The sequence below is a fragment of the Planomonospora sp. ID82291 genome (genome assembly GCF_015711645.1).
Classification (GTDB): Bacteria; Actinomycetota; Actinomycetes; order Streptosporangiales; family Streptosporangiaceae; genus Planomonospora.
Window position 1 is genome coordinate 52,547 of the sequence record NZ_JABTEX010000009.1, and the last position, 19,321, is coordinate 71,867.

At 72.8% G+C, this 19,321-nt stretch carries 23 protein-coding genes and 1 pseudogene; 13 read left to right on the plus strand and 11 right to left on the minus strand.

Features of this window, described 5'->3' with window-relative positions:
- Positions 1–151: 151 nt before the first annotated feature.
- The gene (locus HS045_RS32285) at positions 152–1,291 is read right to left on the minus strand and encodes a cellulose binding domain-containing protein (protein WP_196455417.1); all 1,140 of its coding nucleotides are present in this window, start codon (positions 1,289–1,291) and stop codon (positions 152–154) included.
- A 179-nt stretch (positions 1,292–1,470) separates the two neighbouring features.
- Positions 1,471–2,067, minus strand: coding sequence for a TspO/MBR family protein (locus HS045_RS32290; protein ID WP_196455418.1), 597 nt, complete (start codon positions 2,065–2,067; stop codon positions 1,471–1,473).
- A 115-nt stretch (positions 2,068–2,182) separates the two neighbouring features.
- On the opposite strand from HS045_RS32290, the gene HS045_RS32295 reads away from it, so the two are divergent.
- From HS045_RS32295 to HS045_RS35185, 4 genes and pseudogenes are all read left to right on the plus strand, one after another.
- A complete protein-coding gene (locus HS045_RS32295) occupies positions 2,183–2,749 on the plus strand; it encodes a MarR family winged helix-turn-helix transcriptional regulator (RefSeq protein ID WP_196455419.1) in 567 nt (188 codons plus the stop codon).
- A 162-nt stretch (positions 2,750–2,911) separates the two neighbouring features.
- A complete protein-coding gene (locus HS045_RS32300) occupies positions 2,912–3,631 on the plus strand; it encodes an NADPH-dependent FMN reductase (RefSeq protein WP_196455420.1) in 720 nt (239 codons plus the stop codon).
- A gap of 370 nt (positions 3,632–4,001) precedes the next feature.
- Complete coding sequence (locus HS045_RS32305) at positions 4,002–4,745, plus strand: class I SAM-dependent methyltransferase (protein WP_196455421.1); 744 nt, start codon at positions 4,002–4,004, stop codon at positions 4,743–4,745.
- Between the two features lie 295 nt (positions 4,746–5,040).
- Positions 5,041–5,349 (plus strand): annotated as a pseudogene (locus HS045_RS35185) (transposase); the annotation flags it as partial.
- Here the strand turns inward: HS045_RS35185 and HS045_RS32315 are convergent.
- Genes HS045_RS32315 through HS045_RS35195 form a run of 3 tightly spaced genes read right to left on the minus strand, consistent with a single transcriptional unit; the run spans position 5,350 to position 5,992 of the window.
- Complete coding sequence (locus HS045_RS32315; protein ID WP_196455485.1) at positions 5,350–5,574, minus strand: hypothetical protein; 225 nt, start codon at positions 5,572–5,574, stop codon at positions 5,350–5,352.
- Positions 5,571–5,729, minus strand: a complete 159-nt coding sequence (locus tag HS045_RS35190) for a hypothetical protein (RefSeq protein WP_230885238.1) — start codon at positions 5,727–5,729, stop codon at positions 5,571–5,573. The genes HS045_RS32315 and HS045_RS35190 overlap by 4 nt, the downstream gene beginning before the upstream one ends.
- Complete coding sequence (locus tag HS045_RS35195) at positions 5,726–5,992, minus strand: hypothetical protein (RefSeq protein WP_230885206.1); 267 nt, start codon at positions 5,990–5,992, stop codon at positions 5,726–5,728. The genes HS045_RS35190 and HS045_RS35195 overlap by 4 nt, the downstream gene beginning before the upstream one ends.
- 273 nt (positions 5,993–6,265) lie before the next feature.
- On the opposite strand from HS045_RS35195, the gene HS045_RS32325 reads away from it, so the two are divergent.
- Positions 6,266–6,781 (plus strand): SigE family RNA polymerase sigma factor, encoded by a 516-nt coding sequence (locus tag HS045_RS32325; RefSeq protein WP_230885207.1) that lies wholly within the window; start codon positions 6,266–6,268, stop codon positions 6,779–6,781.
- Positions 6,778–7,572 carry a hypothetical protein gene (locus HS045_RS32330; RefSeq protein WP_196455423.1) on the plus strand — a complete coding sequence of 265 codons (795 nt, stop codon included), beginning with the start codon at positions 6,778–6,780 and terminating at the stop codon, positions 7,570–7,572. The genes HS045_RS32325 and HS045_RS32330 overlap by 4 nt, the downstream gene beginning before the upstream one ends.
- A 133-nt stretch (positions 7,573–7,705) precedes the next feature.
- On the opposite strand, the gene pgm is transcribed toward HS045_RS32330, so the two are convergent.
- Entirely contained in the window at positions 7,706–9,343 is a 1,638-nt protein-coding gene (gene pgm, locus HS045_RS32335; RefSeq protein WP_196455424.1) for a phosphoglucomutase (alpha-D-glucose-1,6-bisphosphate-dependent), read from the minus strand.
- Positions 9,344–9,735: 392 nt separating this feature from the next.
- On the opposite strand from pgm, the gene HS045_RS32340 reads away from it, so the two are divergent.
- Positions 9,736–10,719, plus strand: coding sequence for a diacylglycerol kinase family protein (locus HS045_RS32340; RefSeq protein ID WP_196455425.1), 984 nt, complete (start codon positions 9,736–9,738; stop codon positions 10,717–10,719).
- 262 nt (positions 10,720–10,981) lie between these two features.
- Positions 10,982–11,617 (plus strand): hypothetical protein, encoded by a 636-nt coding sequence (locus HS045_RS32345; protein ID WP_196455426.1) that lies wholly within the window; start codon positions 10,982–10,984, stop codon positions 11,615–11,617.
- Between the two features lie 15 nt (positions 11,618–11,632).
- On the opposite strand, the gene HS045_RS32350 is transcribed toward HS045_RS32345, so the two are convergent.
- Positions 11,633–12,208 carry an ATP-binding protein gene (locus tag HS045_RS32350; RefSeq protein WP_196455427.1) on the minus strand — a complete coding sequence of 192 codons (576 nt, stop codon included), beginning with the start codon at positions 12,206–12,208 and terminating at the stop codon, positions 11,633–11,635.
- 159 nt (positions 12,209–12,367) lie between these two features.
- Here HS045_RS32350 and HS045_RS32355 point away from each other — a divergent pair, with 159 nt between their 5' ends.
- The 4 genes from HS045_RS32355 to HS045_RS32370 all read left to right on the plus strand — a co-directional run bounded on the left by HS045_RS32355 (position 12,368) and on the right by HS045_RS32370 (position 15,350).
- A complete protein-coding gene (locus HS045_RS32355; protein ID WP_196455428.1) occupies positions 12,368–12,613 on the plus strand; it encodes a DUF397 domain-containing protein in 246 nt (81 codons plus the stop codon).
- Positions 12,614–12,720: 107 nt separating this feature from the next.
- The gene (locus HS045_RS32360) at positions 12,721–13,626 is read left to right on the plus strand and encodes a helix-turn-helix transcriptional regulator (RefSeq protein ID WP_196455429.1); all 906 of its coding nucleotides are present in this window, start codon (positions 12,721–12,723) and stop codon (positions 13,624–13,626) included.
- Positions 13,627–13,718: 92 nt separating this feature from the next.
- On the plus strand, positions 13,719–13,910 hold the full coding sequence (locus tag HS045_RS32365) for a hypothetical protein (RefSeq protein WP_196455430.1): 192 nt from the start codon (positions 13,719–13,721) through the stop codon (positions 13,908–13,910).
- Positions 13,911–13,913: 3 nt separating this feature from the next.
- Positions 13,914–15,350 carry a wax ester/triacylglycerol synthase family O-acyltransferase gene (locus HS045_RS32370; RefSeq protein WP_196455431.1) on the plus strand — a complete coding sequence of 479 codons (1,437 nt, stop codon included), beginning with the start codon at positions 13,914–13,916 and terminating at the stop codon, positions 15,348–15,350.
- Here the strand turns inward: HS045_RS32370 and HS045_RS32375 are convergent.
- The 4 genes from HS045_RS32375 to HS045_RS35685 form a co-directional block, all read right to left on the minus strand.
- Positions 15,315–15,767: an ATP-binding protein gene (locus HS045_RS32375; protein WP_196455432.1), complete on the minus strand. Its 453-nt coding sequence runs from the start codon at positions 15,765–15,767 to the stop codon at positions 15,315–15,317. The two genes, HS045_RS32370 and HS045_RS32375, sit on opposite strands and share 36 nt — an antisense overlap.
- 180 nt (positions 15,768–15,947) lie before the next feature.
- Positions 15,948–16,493: a type 1 glutamine amidotransferase domain-containing protein gene (locus tag HS045_RS32380; RefSeq protein WP_196455433.1), complete on the minus strand. Its 546-nt coding sequence runs from the start codon at positions 16,491–16,493 to the stop codon at positions 15,948–15,950.
- A gap of 52 nt (positions 16,494–16,545) precedes the next feature.
- On the minus strand, positions 16,546–16,905 hold the full coding sequence (locus tag HS045_RS32385) for a DUF4031 domain-containing protein (RefSeq protein WP_196455434.1): 360 nt from the start codon (positions 16,903–16,905) through the stop codon (positions 16,546–16,548).
- A 139-nt stretch (positions 16,906–17,044) separates the two neighbouring features.
- On the minus strand, positions 17,045–17,596 hold the full coding sequence (locus HS045_RS35685) for a TetR/AcrR family transcriptional regulator (RefSeq protein WP_196455435.1): 552 nt from the start codon (positions 17,594–17,596) through the stop codon (positions 17,045–17,047).
- 133 nt (positions 17,597–17,729) lie between these two features.
- On the opposite strand from HS045_RS35685, the gene HS045_RS32395 reads away from it, so the two are divergent.
- Complete coding sequence (locus HS045_RS32395; protein ID WP_196455436.1) at positions 17,730–19,313, plus strand: MDR family MFS transporter; 1,584 nt, start codon at positions 17,730–17,732, stop codon at positions 19,311–19,313.
- The last annotated feature ends 8 nt before the right edge of the window (positions 19,314–19,321 follow it).

Genomic DNA, 19,321 nt, shown 5'->3' on the forward strand with positions numbered 1-19,321 from the left:
GCGCGCCGGAGATCCGTGTCGCCGGTGCCGGTTCCATCGTCCCCGTAATCTTCCCCAGTCGCAGGAGGCCATCGCAACGCGGGGCGCCGGAGGACGCGGACCGGGGCGGCGGGCAGGCGGCGGCCTGCGCTCGGGGACCGCGCCGGGGCCGCTAGCCGGCCGTGCAGGAGACGGCGGGGGCGGCGGAGGGGGTCCCGGAGGCGAGGAAGCCGAAGGACGTGCCCGCCCCGGGCGCCAGGGAGCCGTTCCAGGAGGCGTGCTTCGCGGTGACGGCCGAACCGGACTGGGTGACCGAGGCGTTCCAGGCCTGACTGACCCGTTCGCCTGCCGCGGTCCAGCTCACGGTCCAGCCGGTGATCGCGGAGGTTCCGGCGTTCCGCACGGTCACCTCGCCCTGGAAGCCGCCGGCCCACTGGTTCACGACCCTGTAGGCGGCCGTGCAGCCGTTCCCGGCGGTGGGGGTCACCGTAGGAGTGGCCGTAGGAGTGGCCGTGGGGGTCACGGTCGGAGTCACTGTGGGAGTCGCGGTCGGGGTCGCCGTGGGCGTGACGGTCGGGGTGGCGGTCGGTCCGGCGCCGAGCAGGGCGGTCAGCGCGGGGAACCACCGGTCGGCGATCTTCCGGTCGCCGGCCGCGTTGGGGTGCACGCCGTCGCCCGTGTCGACGGCGGTGTCGAAGCCCGTCCACTGGTCGACCACCACGACGGGGGAGCGCGCGGTCGTCCTGCCCGCCGCCCAGCCGGGGATCGCCGCGTTGAGCGCCGCGACCCGCCGGCCGCACTCGCCGCACGAACTCGGATTCATCGGGATGATCTGGGCGACCAGGATCTTCATGTCGGGATTGCTCTGGCGCATCTGGTCGACCAGTTTGCCGTAGGCGGCCAGGATGGTCGCGGTGGAGCGGTTGCTCCACGCGTCGTTGGTGCCGAAGTGCATCATCACGATGTCGGGGCGGGTGGCCGAGAGCCAGGCCGGGAGCTGGTCCTGGTCGGCCACGTTGGTCGCCAGGAAGCCGCCGTGCCCCTCGTTCTCGCCGTCGTAGGCGAAGCCGCAGCCCTGCGGCGGCAGCGTCCCGACGAAGTCCACCGACGAGGCCAGGCCGGCCTCCTGGAGGCGCTGCCAGAGCAGGGCCCGCCAGCAGCCGGGGGAGCCGGTGATCGAGTCCCCGAGGGCCATGACCCTGACCGGTTCGGCGCGTGCCGACGATGCGGCGCCCGCCGTACCCGCCAGCACGAACCCCAGGACGGCGGCCGTCGCCGCCAGTGCCGCCAGAACCGCCTTGCCTTCGCGCATCGCCCGCTCCCGTCGTCGCCCGGCGCGATGCTAGGCATCCACGCCGGGAGACGGGAAGCGGACCGCTCCCCGGCACTGCGCCGACCTGCGGCGCCACCGGTGCCGGGGATGTAACTTTCAGTCCGCGGCCGGGTCTCCGGCTCGGTCCGCGGCCCGGTCTCCGGCCGGGTCGGGGCGGCTCAGCCCTCGGCCGGGTTGAGGCGGACGATCGCGGTGTTGAGGGCGGTCGCGAACAGCGTCCACGCGCCGTAGGGGAGCAGCACCGCCCCGGCGGTCCGGTCGGTCGCCCACGCCCGCCTGATCAGGTCCGCGTTCGAGGCGTTGAGCGCGGTGATCTCGGCCAGGGCGAGCCTGGGCGAGCGTCCGCGGAAGAAGGCGAGGCTCCAGCCGGCGTTGAGGACGAGGTTGGCCGCGAAGCGGGCGGCGAACGCGGTGCGCTCGTCCCCCTCCCGGCGGTCGAGGACGCGGGCCGCCCCGACGGCGATCAGCCCGTACAGCGGTGTCCACACCAGGCCGAACGTCTGCGGCGGCGGCTGCCAGGACGGCTTGCGCAGCCGCCGGTACCACAGGGAGGCGGGCCGGGTCGCCAGGCTCCCGACGGCGGCCGTCGCGCTCACCGCGAGCAGCGTCCTGGCCAGGGTGCGGGCGCGGGCGCCCGCGCGCGTCCGCACGATCTCCTCCGTACGGCGTCGCGCCCGGCCCGGGGCGCCGTCCCCCGCCCGGCGTTCCGGGGCCGTCCGCGCGAGGGGCGAGGTGGTGGGTGATGTCGTCTTCATAGGCGGGCTCCTACCCCGGTCGCCGGTGATATGCCGCGCCCGGGTCGCCCCGCGCCCGCCGTCGCGGGAGGAGGGCGGCGCGGCGGAGATGCAACAGGGCTGTTATGTTGGCGGGATGCCTCCCCTCGACTCCGGGCCGGGTCTGCTCGGGACCCGGCTGCGGCACCTGCTCGACCTGCTGGACGCGGATGTCGCCGCCGTCTACGCCGAGCTGGGGGAGGCCGGGTTCCGCCCCCGGTTCGCCCCCGTCCTGCGGGTGCTGGCGGCGTCCGGTCCCTGCGCCATCCGCGACCTGGCGGAGGCGATCGGGGTGACCCACTCGGCGGCGAGCCAGACGGTGGCCCAGATGGCCGGTGAGGGGCTCGTCGTCCTGACGCCGGGGGCGGACGCGCGCCGCCGGATCGTCCGTCCCACCGCGAAGGCCGAGGCGCTGCTCCCGGTGCTGGAGGCGGAACGGGCGGCCACCGCCGCCGCGGCGGCCGGACTCGAGGCCGAGCTGTCGTTCCCGCTGAGCCGCCTCGTCGAGGAGGCGCTGGACGCCCTGGACCGGCGGCCGATGAGACAGCGGATCGCCGACGCGGCGCCGGATCCGGCCGCCTGGGCCCGTCCCGGGCGGCCGGAGAGGGCGGGGCGGTCAGCGGCGGAGGAGGCGGAGGAGGCGGAAGAGGAGGATCGGCGCTGACGGCCGGTCTGCGGTTCACCGGCCACAGTGGGCGACATATGCCTCATGTCTATCTTTACGGCGAAATAGCAACTTCATGCACTATTAGTACTCTGATCATGTTCATCGCCCCCCTTCTCGGGCACAAGCGCCGTGACGTCGCTCGGGAGAAGGGGTTCGGGGATGAGGATCGTGGGGATCGCGGGAAGCCTGCGGCCGGCGGCACACGTCGGGAGACTGCTGGAGGCGGTGGCGCGGGAACTGCCCGTCTCCGCGGATTTCACGGTCTGGGAAGGGCTCGCGGAGATCCCCCCCTTCACCGGCGGCCCGCTCCCGAGCCCCGCGGAGGAGTTCTGCGACCTGCTGTCCGGCGCGGACGGCCTGCTGATCACCGCTCCCGAGCACAGCGTCCTGCCGGTCCAGCTGCTCCACGCGCTGGAGTGGGCCTCCCGGCCCGGAGCGGGCGCCGTCCTGCTGGGCAAGCCCGCCGCCGTGGTCACGGCCTGCGTCCGCCCGCACGAGGCGATGTGGGCGCAGACCGCGCTGCGGCGCCCGCTCGTCCTCGCCGGCGCCGTCGTGTACGGGGTCGACCTGCCCGCCTCTCCGGCTCCGGGGCGGTTCGACGCCGCCGGCGGCCTCGCCGATCCGGCGGTGCGCGACCGGCTCGGCGGCGTGGTGGAGGTGCTGTGCGCGCGGGCGCGGTCGCACCCGCGGGAGGCCGTGCCCGGAAAGCTGCCGGAAGGTGCGCCGGGGAAGGCGCTGGAGACTCTGCCCGGCGGGGTTCCGGGCAGGATCTCGCTGGACAGGGTCTCGGGAACGGCCCCGGTGGCGCTTCAGGGCAAGGCCCAGGCGGCCGTGCCGGTGATGATCCCGGAGAAGGCCGCGGAGCGGATCCCCGTGTGAGCGTGCGCCCCCGGATCCCGGCCCCGGCGCACCCGGCCGGACGCTGTCGCGGCTGGGCCGCGCCCGTCCTGCGACGGACGCGCCTCAGGGCCGGGCCCGCCGGCCGGCACGCACGGCCGGACCCGCTTCCGGCTTCGGGGGCTGCTCGGCCACGGCCTGTCCCGTGGATCTTCATCAAGGAGTCCGCCCTGGTCATCGGCCCATCATGAGTGATCCCAGTGCTCGCTGACCAAGATTTCCCAGGAGTCGGCGGGCGCGAGCCGCCCTCATCGGCGTGCTCGGTCCGGTGCCGGACCAAGGTGGACGTCGGCCGCGACCGCAAGACCGAAATCGTTGGACAACGCGTACGTCCGCTGCCACCGTTGCCAGAATGCGACAGGATGAGATCTGGGACGCCGAAACCGCCCAGCGTTACGACACGCCGGGCACCGGCATGTTCGCGCCCGAGGTCCTCGGACCGGTCGTGGACCGCCTCGCCGGACTCGCGGGCGACGGACGGGCGCTCGAGTTCGCCATCGGAACCGGTCGCGTCGCCGTGCCGCTCCGCGAGAGAGGGGTACCCGTCGCGGGCATCGAGCTGTCGCAGCCGATGGTCGATCGACTACGCACGAAAGTGGACGAAACGACGATCCCCGTGGTCATCGGCGACATGGCCGCGGCCACCGCCCCGGGAGAGTACGCGCTCGTCTACCTCGTCTACAACACGATCTCCAACCTGCTCACTCAGGCCGAGCAGATCGAATGCTTCCGCAATGCCGCCCGTCACCTCACATCCGGTGGCCGGTTCGTGATCGAGCTCTGGGTGCCCGAGCTACGCAGGCTCCCCCCCGGCCAGCAGGCCACGGTCTGGCATTGCGAGCCCGGCTACATCGGCCTGGACACCTACGACGTCCTGCGCCAGCACGTCATATCGCACCACTTCAGGTTCGACGAGAGCAGGCAGGCCCGGCTGTCCCGCAGCCCGCACCGCTACATCTGGCCGGCCGAGCTCGACCTCATGGCCCGACTGGCCGGATTCGAGCTGGAGAGCAGGCACGCCGATTGGGCCGGAGCCGCCTTCACCGCCGAGTCGCGCTCCCACGTGTCCGTCTACCGCATCCCGCCGAGCGGCTGAAGACCATCCCGTGTCGGGAGAGCCGGTCCAAGGCCGCGACCGGCGAGATTCGCGGGGCGGCCGGCCGTACGCCTTCGATCCGGAGATCTGTAAGCGGCGCAACGCGGTCGAGCACGCGATCGCGTGCCTGAAGCGGTACCGCGCGCCGGTCGCCCGGTACGCCGCGCGCGGTCGTCCACCGCTGCCAGATCCTGCTGGTCGCGACCTCGGACTGGCTCTCGTGATTTACCGGACAGGCCTTAGCACTGCGACGGCACTTGCGCAGTCCTGTCCTCCTTGTGATCATCCATGTTTCGTGACCGCGGTAGATCCTGAGGTGTGGGCGGCTGGGTTGGAGGAACTGCATCAGCGGATCGCCCGGCGGTTCGCCCGCGCCGAACCGCGTGAGCGGGTGCCGGCCTACGTACGGGGCCTGCTGGCAGGGCGGGAGCGCAAGAACGGCTGGACCCTGGCGGAGTCCGCCGGGCAGATCAGCCCGGACGGGATGCAGCGCCTGGTGCGGACCGCGACCTGGGACGCCGACGCGGTCCGCGACGACCTGCGCCAGTACGTCACCGACCACCTCGGTGACGCCGAGGCCGTCCTGATCGCCGATGACACCGGGTCAGGGCCTCGGCCAGTTCCGGGTGCTCGCGCTCCAGGTGGGGGAGAGCGCGTTGTCCGCGCCCTCGTGGTGGGCGTGGAGGGCCTCGCAGAACGCCAGGCAGTGTGTGCGCAGGTCCGCCGCGCCCGTCCGGGACGACCGCAGGGCCGCCAGGTCCCTGCGGAAGCCGTCGTGCAGTTTGATGAGCTCGTCACCCCAGGCGACGAGGCGCCGTTCGTCGGTCATGCCGGTGTCTTCCGGGAGAGGTTTCCGTACGCGGCGGTGAAGAGAGCCGCCAGCAGGGCCGCCCCGGCCGCGGTGCCGAAGGCCCATCCGGCGCCCCCGCCGGACAGCACCGCCATCCCCATCGCTCCGGCCACGATCCTGACCAGCGCGTTCACCCCGCCGGCGCCGACACCGTCGTGATGGCGGCGAACAGGGCGAACCTCAGCAGGAACGAGGCCACGGTCGCTCCCACCGTCCCGCGGTGCAGCAGCATGGGGATCTCGATCAGCGGTGACGCGGTGCGGCGGGCGGTCGCCACCCACACCGCTGCCACCGCCGCCGCGATGAACAGGCCCAGCGTCGTCGGTGGGGTCCAGCCCCAGACGGTGCCCTTGCTGACGGCCGGCAGCAGGCAGACGAGCCATCCCGCGACCAGCACCGCCCCCGTCAGGTCGGGCCGGGATCGGCCGGCGCGGAGGATGGGAGTACCGACCGGCCTGACGGACGACCGGCTGCAACCGTCGGGGCGGTGCCGAGACCCGGCGGCACGACCCGGGGCGTATCAGCACCGGTGTCGGCCCTGGCCTGCAAACGGTGTCGTGAACCGCGTACGGAACCACGGGCGGAACCGATCCTCAGCCGACTTCTGAAACAGGCCGCGGTCTGTCACCCAACTCACCTGTCCAGGGCGTAGTCCCGATGAAAGCGGTTCATGCGAAAGGACGGGATGGTGGATGGGTTCACCGAATACGCCAGGTACGGCCATGAGCGATTGTGTCGCACGGCGTACCTGCTCACCCGGGACTGGGCGGCGGCCGAGGACCTGGTGCAGACCGCGCTGGTCAAGGCGTGGATCGTGTGGCGCAGGATCGAAGGCGACCCCGATCGGTACGTGTACCGGATCATCGTCAACACGCACGCCTCCTGGTGGCGACGGCGCTGGCGGGGAGAGGTGCCCACGGCGGCGGTGCCGGAAAGCCTCGCGGAGCGGGACATCGCCAGGGCGGTGACCGACCGTGAGGCCCTGTGGGCGGCGACCGGGGCCCTGCCCGGGCAGCAGCGTGCGGTGCTCGTCCTGCACTATTTCGCTGACCTGACGCACCAGCAGGTGGCCGACGTCCTCGGATGCTTGCTCGGAACGGTGAAGAAGCAGCTCAGCCGGGCGCTGGCACGGCTGCGGGTGGACTCGGCGCTGCACGACCTGGGGATGGAGGAAGCGGTCAGATGACCCGGTACACCGAGAACGATCTGCGGACGGTGTTCGCCGACTACAGTGAGGACGGTCCTGCGCGGCCTCCGCACCTGGAGACGATCGTGCGGAGGGGGCGCAGAGCGCGGCTGCGCCGCAGGACGGCGATCGGCGTGGCGGCGGGAGCCGTCGTGGCGGCCGTCGGCGTAGGCGGGGCCCTCCTGCCCGGCCTGAGCGGGAACGCGGCCGATCCGGCCTCGGGGCCCTCGACGTGGGCGACGATCAGCGCCGAACCGCCCGGGACGGTGAGGGGCATGCGCGGGGAGGCGCTGTCGGTGATCCACTCCGAGACTCATCGGACCATGGGCGCACCGGTGACGGTGGTCTACCGGCCGACCAGCGTCAACACCGGCCACTCCATCCGGTGCGCCGACCCGAAGGCGTGGGTGGTGGTGCAGCACGTGGGTACGAGCGGTGCCGACTTCGGCCGCTGCGGCGGATCGAAAGACGGTCCCGACTCCCAGCATGACCAGTTATCAGTCCCACCGGGGTGGCTCGACAAGCCGCAGTCCCTGAAGATCTGGGTGTTCCCGGCCGACGCGCCGATCGCCGATGGGCCGTGGAAGGACGACGGCACTCCCAATCCCGATGTCCCGACGGACGATCCGTACGCCGCCTGCAAGAAGGCCGACCGCAAGCAGGGCACCTGCGACGGCAGGTTCATCCAGGACGTGGTCCACGCCAGGCCGGAACGGCTCGCGGCCGTAGTCGGGCGCCAGCGGGGTGAGCCGTGGACGATCAAGATCTACGACAAGCTCGCCGGTTCCTGAATCCGGGCCGGCTGAATCCGGGCCGGTCGGCGAGGAAGTCGCCGGTGGCCTCCCTGACGCGGTCGGTCGGACCGTCCGACCGCGTCACGTTCCCGGCGGAGGCCGGCTTTCGGCTGCCTTCTGGACAGAACACCTAACCCAGGGAGGCCGAGACCAGGGCCCTGGCCGCCTGCTGGACCTCGGCCAGGTGGTCCGGCCCCTTGAAGGACTCGGCGTAGATCTTGTAGACGTCCTCCGTGCCGGAGGGCCGGGCGGCGAACCAGGCGTTGGCGGTGCAGACCTTGAGGCCGCCGAGGGCGGCGCCGTTGCCGGGGGCGGAGGTGAGCACCTGGGTGATCGGTTCGCCCGCCAGGGTGTCGGCGGTGACCTGCTCGGCGGAGAGCCGGGACAGCACCGCCTTCTCCTCGCGGGTCGCCGGGGCGTCGACGCGGGCGTAGGCCGGGTCGCCGAACCGCGCCACCAGGCCGGCGTAGTGCTCGCTGGGGGTGCGGCCGGTGGTCGCGATGATCTCCGCGGCCAGCAGCGCCAGGATCAGGCCGTCCTTGTCGGTGGTCCAGACCGAGCCGTCGCGGCGCAGGAAGGACGCCCCCGCGCTCTCCTCCCCGCCGAAGCCGAGCGAGCCGTCGAGCAGGCCCGGCACGAACCACTTGAACCCGACGGGCACCTCCACCAGCGGCCTGCCCAGGTCGGCGGCGACGCGGTCGATCATGCCGCTGCTCACCAGGGTCTTGCCGACCCCGGCGCCCGCGGGCCAGTCCGGCCGGTGGGAGTACAGGTAGGAGATGGCCGCGGCCAGGTAGTGGTTGGGGTTCATCAGGCCGCCGTCGGGGGTGACGATCCCGTGCCGGTCGGCGTCGGCGTCGTTGCCGGTGGAGACGTCGAAGGCGTCGCGGCCGGCGATCAGCGAGGCCATGGCGTACGGGGAGGAGCAGTCCATCCGGATCCTCCCGTCCCAGTCGAGCGTCATGAAGCGCCACGTGGGGTCGGTCAGCGGGTTGACCACGGTCAGGTCCAGCCGGTGCCGCTCGGCGATCTCGCCCCAGTAGGCCACGCTCGCCCCGCCCAGCGGGTCGGCGCCGACGCGCACCCCCGCCGCGCGGACCGCCTCCAGGTCCACCACCGCGGGCAGGTCGTCCACGTAGGAGCCGAGGAAGTCGTACCGGACGGTGGTGTCGGCGGCCAGCGCCCGGGCGAGCGGGATCCGCCGGACCTCCTTCAGCCCGTCGGTGATCAGCGCGTTCGCCCGGTCCTGGATCCAGGAGGTGGCGTCGGTGTCGGCCGGTCCGCCGTGCGGCGGGTTGTACTTGAACCCGCCGTCGCCCGGGGGGTTGTGCGAGGGGGTCACGACCACGCCGTCGGCCGTCCCGGCCGTCCGCCCGCGGTTGTGGGAGAGGATCGCGTGCGAGACCGCGGGCGTCGGGGTGTAGCCGTCGCGGTCGTCGACCATGACGGTCACCCCGTTGGCCGCGAACACCTCCAGGGCCGAGACCCGGGCGGGCTCGGACAGGGCGTGCGTGTCGGCTCCGAGGAAGAGCGGGCCGTCCACGCCCCGCGCCGCCCGGTACTCCACGATGGCCTGGCTGGTGGCCAGGATGTGGTCCTCGTTGAACGCGGCGTTCAGCGCCGAGCCGCGGTGCCCCGACGTGCCGAACGCCACCCGCTGGCCCGGCTCCGCCGGATCGGGGTGCAGCGCGTAGTAGGAGGTCACCAGCCGGGCCACGTCCACCAGGTCGGACGGCCGGGCGGGCCGCCCGGCGTGGTCATGCGTCATCGAAGTCTCCTCAATATCGTCACCGACAACGCTACATACCCGTCATGTGGGGGTTTCGTCGGACGCGCCGTCACCGCCGCGCGGATCTTCCCTGCCGCGGGGCGGGATCCGGCGGTACGGCTCCCGCCCGCCGGGGCGGGTTCCGGTGGGCGGGAACCGTACCCGGAGGACCGGGAGGAGACTGCGAGGACCGGGAGGAGACAGCGAGGACCGGGAGGAGACCGCGGGGTCCGGGGCCGTGGGTCCGAAAGGTCCGGGGCCGGGAGGACGGCGAGGACCGGGAGGACGATGAGGACCGGGGGAGGGCGTGACCGCGGCTCTGCGGGGCAGGGTCCGGCCCGGGCGCCGGTCGGCCGGAGGAGCCGCCGCCGGGCCGAGGCGGAGGGACGGGAATGGCCGAGCTGCTGGCGATCTGCAACAGGAGGGCGGGCGGTGCGGGCGAGGACGCGCTGGAGGCGGCCCTCGGCACGCTGCGCGAGGGGGCCGACGTGGTGGAGACGGAGGCCGGCGACGGGCTGGACGAGGCACTCGACGCCCACCCCGGCCGGGACACGGTCGTGCTCGGCGGGGACGGCTCGCTGCACGCGGCGGTCGCCGCCCTGCACCGCCGGGGCGAGCTCGGCGTCCGCACCGTGGGCCTGGTCCCACTGGGCACCGGCAACGACTTCGCCCGCGCGCTCGGGCTCCCGTCCGCCCCCGGGGCCGCGGCCCGCGTGGTGCTCGCCGGGCGCCGCCGCCCGATGGACCTGCTGGTGGACGACGACGGGGGGATCGTCGTCAACGCCGTCCACCTCGGCGCGGGCGCGGAGGCCTCGGAACGGGCGGCGCCGCTCAAGCCGGTGCTCGGGAGGCTGGCCTATCCGCTCGGCGGGCTGCTGGCGGGGGTGCGGGGCCGGGGATGGCGGCTGCGGGTGACGGTGGACGGGCGGCCGCTCGCGCACGGGCGCCGGGTCCTGATGGTCGCCGTCGGCAACGGCGTCACGATCGGCGGCGGCACGCCCCTCACCCCTCGCGCCCGGCCCGACGACGGGAAGGTGGACGTGGTGGTCGCCGCGACGACCGGCCCGCTGGCCCGGCTGGCCTACGCCCTGCGGCTGCGCCGGGGGACGCACCTGGGCCTGCGCGACGTGGTCGCCGACCGGGGCGGGGAGGTGACCGTGTCGGGCGACGCCGTCCCGGTGAACGCCGACGGCGAGCTGACCGGCCCCGTCACCGGCCGCCGCTGGACGGTCCTGCCCGCGGCCTGGCGGATCTACGCGGGCGACGCGCCGCCCGTCGTGCCCGGGTCATCCGGGCCGCCCGTCGTGCCCGGGCCGTCCGGGTCGTCCGGGCCGCCCGTGCCCGGGCCGTCCGGGCCGCCCGTCGCGCCCGGGTGACCGGCGCCGGATCCGCCGGAGGCCGCCCGGCCGGAGCGGACCCGGCCGGAGAGGCGTTCCCCCTCCGCGTCGGCCTCCCGCCCGGCGGGCCGTTCCGCCGAGGCCTCCTCCAGGCGGGCGCGGAGCCGCGTGCGGATCTCATCGGGGGTGTAGGCGCGGCGGCGCCGTTCCGCGCGGGCGACCACCGCTCCGGTCGCCGCGACGCCCGCGATCCCCGCAAGGCCGAGTATCTTCCACCAGCGCATGTACTTAGAGTAGGGGAATGTCCGCTACGAGCATCAGCCTCGACGAGGCACTGGATCTGACGCGAACCGGCGACGTGTGGCTGTTCCGCGGGCGCTCGGTGCCGGACCGGGCCATCCAGACCGTGACCAACAGCCCGGTCAACCACGTCGGGATGTCCGTCGTCATCGACGACATGCCGCCGCTGATGTGGCACGCCGAGCTCGGCAGGTCGCTGCCCGACCTGTGGTCGGGCACCCACCAGCGCGGGGTCCAGCTGCACGACCTGCGCGAGGCCGTGCAGGTCTGGGCCACCCGGTACGGCCAGCGCGGCTGGCTGCGCCAGCTCCATCCGGAGACGACCGCCGCGATGGAGGAGGCCGTCCTGCGCACGATCGCCCGCCTGGACGGCACGCCGTTCCCCTCCACGGCCCGGCTGGCCGGGCGGTGGGCCCGCGGACGCCTGCCGAGGATCCTCAAGCGCGGCGGTGAGCAGAGCGCCCTGGAGAGCGCCTACTGCGCCGAGGTCGTGGCCGTCACCTACGAGGCGATGGGCCTGCTGCCCGGCGGGCGCCGCCCGAACTGGTACGACCCGGGCCGGTTCTGGAGCGGGGACGACCTGGAGCTGAGCGGCGGTTTCCACCTCGGCGGGGAGATCACCGTCAAGGTCGGCTGACCACCGGCGCGCCGGTCAGCGGCAGGGCTCCAGGTGCCGGGGGTGCGCCGCGACGGGCAGGAACGCCGCCCACACGGCCTTGCCCCCGGTCTCCAGCGGGGACCACCCCCAGGTGTGGCTGACCCCCCGGACGATCTGCAGCCCCCGGCCGCACTCCGCCTCGTCGTCGAAGTCCCGCAACCGGGGCCCCTGGTCGCAGGGGTCGGTGACCGCGCACAGCACCGAGCGCTCCGTGCTGCACAGCACGACCCTGGTGGGTTTGCGGGGGACCGCGTAGGACGCGTTCACGGCCCCGTGGCGCAGGGCGTTGGTCACCAGCTCCGAGACCGCGAGCGTGACGTCGTCGACCAGGTGGTCGAGTCCCCAGCCCCGCAGGGAGCAGGAGGTGAAATCCCGTGCCGTCCGGGTGGCGCACGATTCGTCGCGCAGGCTCCGGACCGCCATCTGCACCTGGTCGAGCCGGCCGTCCCCGTCCGACCAGGGCGGCAGGCCGCTGGGCGGGAGCAGGTGGTCGAGCATCGACAGCCAGCGCTCCCAGCCGTAGATCTCTGCCCGGGCGGAAGCGACGTCATGTCGTGGATAACCAGTCATCGGCGACCTTGGGGGAGAGGCGGCGATCGCGTAACGAGGGGTCTAGCCCAGTCATCTTGCCTGGGTGGGATGTGCGAACGCAAGTACAGATGCACGTGCATATGCACACAGGTCTATGCTGCTTCCAGTTTCCCCTGCCTGATTCGGTGAGAGGCGAGGATGGATCAGCTGTGTAACGGCATGGCCGCGACCCTGTTGGGCGAGGCGGAGTGGCGCAAGAGCCGCTTCAGCAATCCCAGCGGAAACTGCGTGGAGGTGGCCGGGCTGCCCGGCGGCGCGGTGGCCGTACGGAACTCGCGCGACCCCGGGGGGCCCGCGCTGATCTACACCCGCGCGGAGGTCGACGCCTTCGTCCGGGGGGTGAAGGACGGCGAGTTCGACGACCTCATCGGCGGAGACGGTTGAAGAATAAAGTTCCATATGGTCCTGGGCGGCCCGCCGGAGTACCGTGAAGGCCGCGACGGCCACGAGGGGTGGGCGCAGACTCGCATTCCGTGCACGAAGGACCGCCGATGACCAGATCCCCCGCTCATGCGGAGCCCGCCGATCCCGTCCTCATGACCGGGCCCCGGGGCAGTTCGACGGTGCTGCGGATCGTGCTCGGCGCCCAGCTGCGCCGGCTCCGCGAGGCGCGGCACATCACCCTGGAGCAGGCCGGCCGGACGATCCGCGCCTCCCACTCGAAGATCAGCCGGATGGAGCTCGGCCGGGTCGGCTTCCGGATCCGGGACGTGGCCGACCTGCTCACGCTGTACGGCGTGCTGGACGACGGCGAGCGCGGGGCGCTGCTGGGCCTCGTCGGGCAGGCCAACCAGCCCGGCTGGTGGCACAACTACGGCGACGTCCTGCCGAACTGGTTCGAGACCTACGTCGGGCTGGAGGAGTCCGCCTCCGTCATCCGCAACTACGAGGTCCAGTTCGTCCCGGGCCTGCTGCAGAGCGAGGAGTACGCGCGGGCGGTGATCCGGCTGGGCCACGCGGACGCCTCCGAGGAGGAGATCCGCAGGCGGGTGGGGCTGCGCACGGCGCGCCAGCGGCTCCTGCGCGCCCCCGAGCCGCCCCACCTGTGGGCGGTGCTGGACGAGGCGGTGCTGCGCCGTCCGCTCGGCGGGCCCGAGGTCATGCGCGGCCAGATCGACCACCTCCTCGACGCGGTCGAGCTGCCCAACGTGACGGTCCAGATCGCGCCGTTCAGCATCGGCGGCCACGCCGCGGCGGGCGGCCCCTTCAGCATCCTGCGCTTCGCCCAGCCCGACCTCCCCGACATCGTCTACACGGAGCAGCTGACCAGCGCGGTCTACCTGGAGAAGCGCGACGAGGTGGAGCGCTACCTGGAGGTGATGGAGCGCCTGTGCATCGCGGCCGAGCCCGCGTCGGAGACCGCGGCGATCCTCACCCGGATCCGCGCGGAGCTGTAGTTCCCGGCGTACGCCGACCGGCCGGACCGCCGTACGCCGTCAGGCCATCACCCGCACCGGTGAGAAGTCTGTCCCGTTCGTAAAAAACCGGTATGACAGCAGACGAATCCGGGCACAGCTCTGCGGTGTGGCAGATGATCAGCGAGGTCATGACCATTGCGATCGTGCTCGGCATCGCCGGGCTGGCGATGCTCGTCCTGTCCGTCGTCGTCCTGGTGGCGCTCGTGGTGCTGGCCCTCGCCACGGGGAGGGAGCAGGATGGGAACGGAACCTTCCGGAGGTAGGCGATGCGGCAACTCAGCGCGGTCGACACGCAGTTCCTGAACTTCGAGACCGCGACGAACGTCGCGAACATCGCCGGGCTGGCCATCCTGGACGGCGTGCTGACCCGGGGGGACCTGCTCTCCCTGCTGGCCGGCCGGCTCCACCTGGCGGCGCCGCTGCGCCAGAGGCTGGCCTTCGTCCCGTTCGGCCTGGACCATCCGTACTGGGTGGAGGAGCCCCGGATCGACCTGGACTACCACGTGCGGGAGCTGGGCCTGCCCCCGCCGGGCGACGACGAGCAGCTGGGCGAGCAGGTGGCCCGGCTGCACGCCCGCCCCCTGGACCGGCGCCGCCCGCTCTGGGAGATGTACCTCATCCACGGCCTGGTCGGCGACCGGATGGCCCTCTACACCAAGGTCCACCACGCCGCGGTCGACGGCATCACCGGCGCCGACGTGCTCGCCTCGCTGCTGGACACCTCACCCGAGCCCGCCACCGCCTCCCCGGTCCCCGCGGCCGGGACCCAGGAGCGGATCAGCGCGGGGGAGATGCTCGCCAAGGGGGTGGCCAAGGCCGTCGCCAACCCGGCGAACACCGTCCGGTTCCTCGTCGACGCGGTCCCGCACCTGGACGAGATCCCCGTCGTCTCGCAGCTGCCCGGCGCGGGACTGGTCTCACGGGTCACGCGCGACCTGGCGGGCCGGCTGACCGGTCGGGACCCCGCGCCCGCGCTGCCCCGGATGACTCCGCCCCGCACCCCGTTCAGCGGGCGGATCAGCGGCCACCGCAGGTTCGCCTTCACCGCCCTGTCGCTGGCGGACGTCAAACGGGTCAAGAACGCCTTCGGCGTCACGGTGAACGACGTGGTGATGACCGTCTGCGCCGGGGCGCTGCGGCAGTGGCTGATCAAGCACGACGCGCTGCCCGGCGGGCCGCTCATCGCCGGCGTGCCGTTCTCCCTGCGCACGATGGGCAACCAGAGCGCGGGCAACCAGGTCACCATCATGATCACGCAGTTGGCCACGCAGGTCGCCGACCCGGTGGAGCGGCTGCTGGCCGTGCGGGACGCCATGAGGGTGATCAAGAACCGCTCGTCGCTGGCCCCCGCCCACTGGCTCCAGCAGGTCAGCGACATGATGCCCTCGGCCTTGACCGGGTTGGCCGCGCGGGCGGCCTTCGACCTGTTCGCCGGGACCGCGGGACCGATCAACGTGGTGATCTCCAACGTCCCGGGCCCGCAGATCCCCCTGTACGTCAGCGGCGCCCGGCTGCTGGCCTACCACCCCGTGTCGGTGATCACCGATATCAGCGGCGGCGTCAACATCACCGTCTTCTCCTACGACGGCTCACTCGACGTCGGCGTGATCGCCTGCCGGGAGATGGTCCCCGACGTGTGGACGATCACCGACCACCTCCGGGCGGCCCTATCGGAGCTGGTGCTCATCGTCGAGGAGCAGTGACGCCCCGGGGGCGTCGTCGTCGAAGCGCAGCACCTTCTCCAGGCAGACGATCGAGCCCTTCTCCCGCCGCTTGACGAAGCGGATGTCGTCGGCGAGGGCCCGCATGATCTGCAGCCCCCGCCCGGACTCCGCGGTCGGAGCGGCCTGCGGGCGCGTCCCGGAGAACTCGAAGCCGCCCCCGGCGTCCACGACCTTGATCACGCACCGGTCGCGGGACAGTTCGGTGCGGACCATGTAGTCGTCGCTCTCGGTGGCGTGCTTGATCACGTTGGAGCACGCCTCGGAGAGCATGAGCTGGATGTCGTCGCGGATGTGCGTCTGCACGCCCAGTGCGCCCAGCGACGAGTCCAGCATCTGCCTGATGACCGGAACGCTCGCGGCGTCGCGCGGCAGGCGCAACGCGATGGTGGCTTCCACGGTCTCCCCCTTCCCGGTGGCCTTGCCGACCCCTGCCCCGCGAGGACGGGCCTAACCGCGCGGCGGGGACGGGTTCGATCACATCCCGGGCCCCCGCCCGCCGGAAAACCCGGAAACGGAGTACGCCGCGGGCTCCCGCCCGCCGGAGACGGGGGGAGTCCGCGGCGCGGACGGCGGGGCTCAGCGCGCGAAGGCGTCCAGGGCGGCCTCACAGAAGGCCTTGAGGTCGTCCGGCTTCCGGCTGGTGACCAGGGTGTTCGGCCCGGCGTCGCAGACCACGACCTCCCGGTCCGCCCACGTCGCACCGGCGTTGCGCAGGTCGGTCTGGAGACTCGGCCAGGAGGTGACCGTCCGGCCGCCCACCGCGTCGGCCTCGACGAGCGTCCAGGGCGCGTGGCAGATCGCGGCGACGGGCTTGCCGGCGTCGAAGAACGCCTTGGTGAACCGTACGGCCCCGGGCACGGTCCGCAGGAGGTCGGGGTTGGCGACGCCGCCGGGCAGGACCAGCCCGTCGAAGTCGTCCGCCGCGACCTCGTCCACCACGGCGTCCACCGGGAAGCGGTCGGCCCGGTCCAGGTGGTTGAAGGCCTGGACCTCCCCCGCCTGGGTGGAGATCAGCTTCGGGGTGCCGCCCGCCTGCCGTACGGCCTGCCACGGCTCGGTGAGCTCCACCTGCTCGATGCCCTCGGGGGCCACCAGGAACGCGATCGTCTTGCCGTTGAGCATGATCTCCCCTTTTTCTGAGGTGTCGTCCGGATGTGTGCCTTGCAGCGGGACGTCATGCCCGGCGGGCGGGGAACCATGCGGGCTGCACGGTCTCGGCGGTCTCCACGGCTGCGGCGGGCTCGGCGGTCTCCACGGACTCCGCGGCCGGGCGGCGGGTCTTGCGCCTGCGCAGCCCCGCGGCGGTGAGCCGGGCGACCAGCTCGCGGGAGGAGACCGCCTCGGCGCCCAGCGCGCGGGCCCGATCGTAGACGGTCTCCGGGACGTCGTAGTGGTCCCGGTCGAAGGCCCGGGGCGGCACGCCCAGCCGGGCGGCGAAGGCGTGCAGCTCCTCGGTCGAGGAGTCGCTGACCAGATGGGACCAGAGCAGCCCGCGGGGGCCCGGCCAGTTCGGCGGGTCGATCAGCACGCTCACCGGCGCACCGCCCCGCGGCCGGCGGGTCGCGGACGCCCCGGGAGTGTCGTCGCGGTCCTGGCCGCCGCCGCGGTCGCGCCTGCCGTCACCGTCACCGTCACCGTCATCGCCGTCACCGCTGTCGTCACCGTCGCCGTCGTCACCGCCGGATGAGGTCGAGCGCGACCTCCAGGGCGGCGGCCCTGCGCTCGTCGTCGGACAGCTCGTCGCCGGAGAGCAGGAACCCGGAGGCGTGCAGGGCGAACAGCGCCAGGGAGCTCCGCAGCCGGACGACCGCAGAGTCGCCGGGCTCGACCAGGAAGCCGATCAGGTGGAGCATGCGCTCGCGGGTCTTGCCCATCACCGGGTGGTTCTTCAGCGCGGTCTGGTTGCGCTCGAAGAACCGCATGATCTGGTGGTGCCGCTCGTGGTAGAGGTCGTCGGCGTAGCGGCGGAGCAGCTCGCGGCGGGTCTCCTCGGTGCGTGGCCGCGACTCGACCCAGGCGATCAGCTCCTCGACGATGCGCAGCCGCTCCCCGGCCAGGCTGGCGACGATGTCGTCCTTGGTCTTGAAGTGGTAGTAGAGGGCGGCCTTGGTCACGCCGAGGATCTCGGCGATCTCCCGGAGCGAGGTCGCCTCGTAGCCCTGCTCGACGAAGAGCCGCAGGGCGGTCTCCTGGATGCGTGTGCGCGTGTCGGCCTGTTCCCGCATGGTGTCCTTCGCCGCTGAGTTCGAATGCCGGAGAATCAACTTGACGGTCGGCAAGTAAGTCACTTACATTCCTAGCATATCGGACACTTGCCGGTCGGCAGGTAAGGCGGATTCTCTCACGGGGGGCGAACAAGTGACACAGACCGAAGCGGCACCCGCACGGCGGCGCGAGGTCATGGTGGTGCTGCCGGGCCTGATGCTGGCCATGGTCCTGGCGATGCTGGACAACATGATCGTCGGCACCGCGATGCCCCGCATCGTCGGCGAGCTCGGCGGGCTGAACCACCTCTCCTGGGTGGTGACGGCCTACGTGCTCGGCACCACCGTCTCGACCCCCATCTGGGGCAAGATCGGCGACCTGTACGGCCGGAAGGCCATCTTCCTCGCCTCGATCGCCATCTTCATGATCGGCTCCGTGCTCTGCGGCATGGCCGGCTCCGACCTCCTGGGCGGCCCCGAGGGCGGCATGACCCAGCTCATCGCCTTCCGCGCGCTCCAGGGCCTGGGCGCGGGCGGCCTGATGGTCAACGCGATGGCCATCATCGGCGACCTGGTCCCGCCCCGCGAGCGCGGCCAGTACCAGGGGATGATGGCCGGCGTGATGTCCCTGGCGATGATCGCCGGACCGCTGGTCGGCGGGTTCATCACCGACCACCTCGACTGGCGCTGGGCCTTCTATGTGAACCTGCCCGTCGGGTTCGTCGCCCTGGCGCTGCTCGCCGCCAAGCTGAAGCTGCCCCGCCGCCGCACCGAGCACCGCATCGACTGGCTCGGCGCCGCCCTGCTCTCCACCGGCATCACCGCCCTGGTCCTCATCACCACCTGGGGCGGGAACGACTACGCCTGGGGCTCGCCGCAGATCCTCGGCCTGGCCGGACTCGCCGCGGCGACCCTCGCGCTCTTCGTCGCCGTCGAGCGCCGCGCCGCCGAGCCCATCCTGCCGCTCGGCCTGTTCCGCAACCGCAACTTCACGCTGATCTCGCTGATCGGCTTCCTGCTCGGCTTCGCCATGTTCGGCGCGATCAACTTCCTGCCGCTGTTCCAGCAGACCGTCCAGGGCGCCTCGGCCACCAACTCCGGCCTGCTGCTGCTGCCCATGATGGGCGCGGCCATGGTCGTCTCCCTCTTCGTCGGCCGGGCCATCACCAAGACCGGCAGGTACAAGGCCTACCCGATCATCGGCGGCGTCGGCATGGTCGCCGGCATGGGGCTGCTGTCCCTGATGGACGTGCACACCCCCTCCTGGCAGACCGGCGTGTTCATCGCCGTCCTCGGCCTCGGCATGGGCTTTCTGATGCAGACCACCATGCTGATCGCGCAGAACAGCGTGGACGCCAAGGACCTGGGCGTCTCCAGCAGCACCGCGACCTTCTTCCGCTCCATCGGCGGCTCGTTCGGCGTCTCCCTGTTCGGCGCGGTGTTCAACAACCGGCTCGGCGACGAGCTGGCGGCCCGGTTCGGCCCGGCCGGGGAGAAGCTCGCCACCGCGGGCGGCCAGGTCACCCCGGAGGCGCTGGGGCGGCTGCCCCAGCCCGTGCGCACCGGCCTGCTGGAGTCGCTGGCCGCCTCCATCTCCGGCGTGTTCTGGTGGGCGATCCTGTTCGCCGTCGCGGTCCCGCTGCTGGCCGCCTTCATCAAGGAGATCCCGCTGCGCGGCGGCCCGGGGGAGGGCGGGAAGGCCGACGAGCCGGCCGCGCCGGTCCCGGCGCTGGACTGACCGGCGCC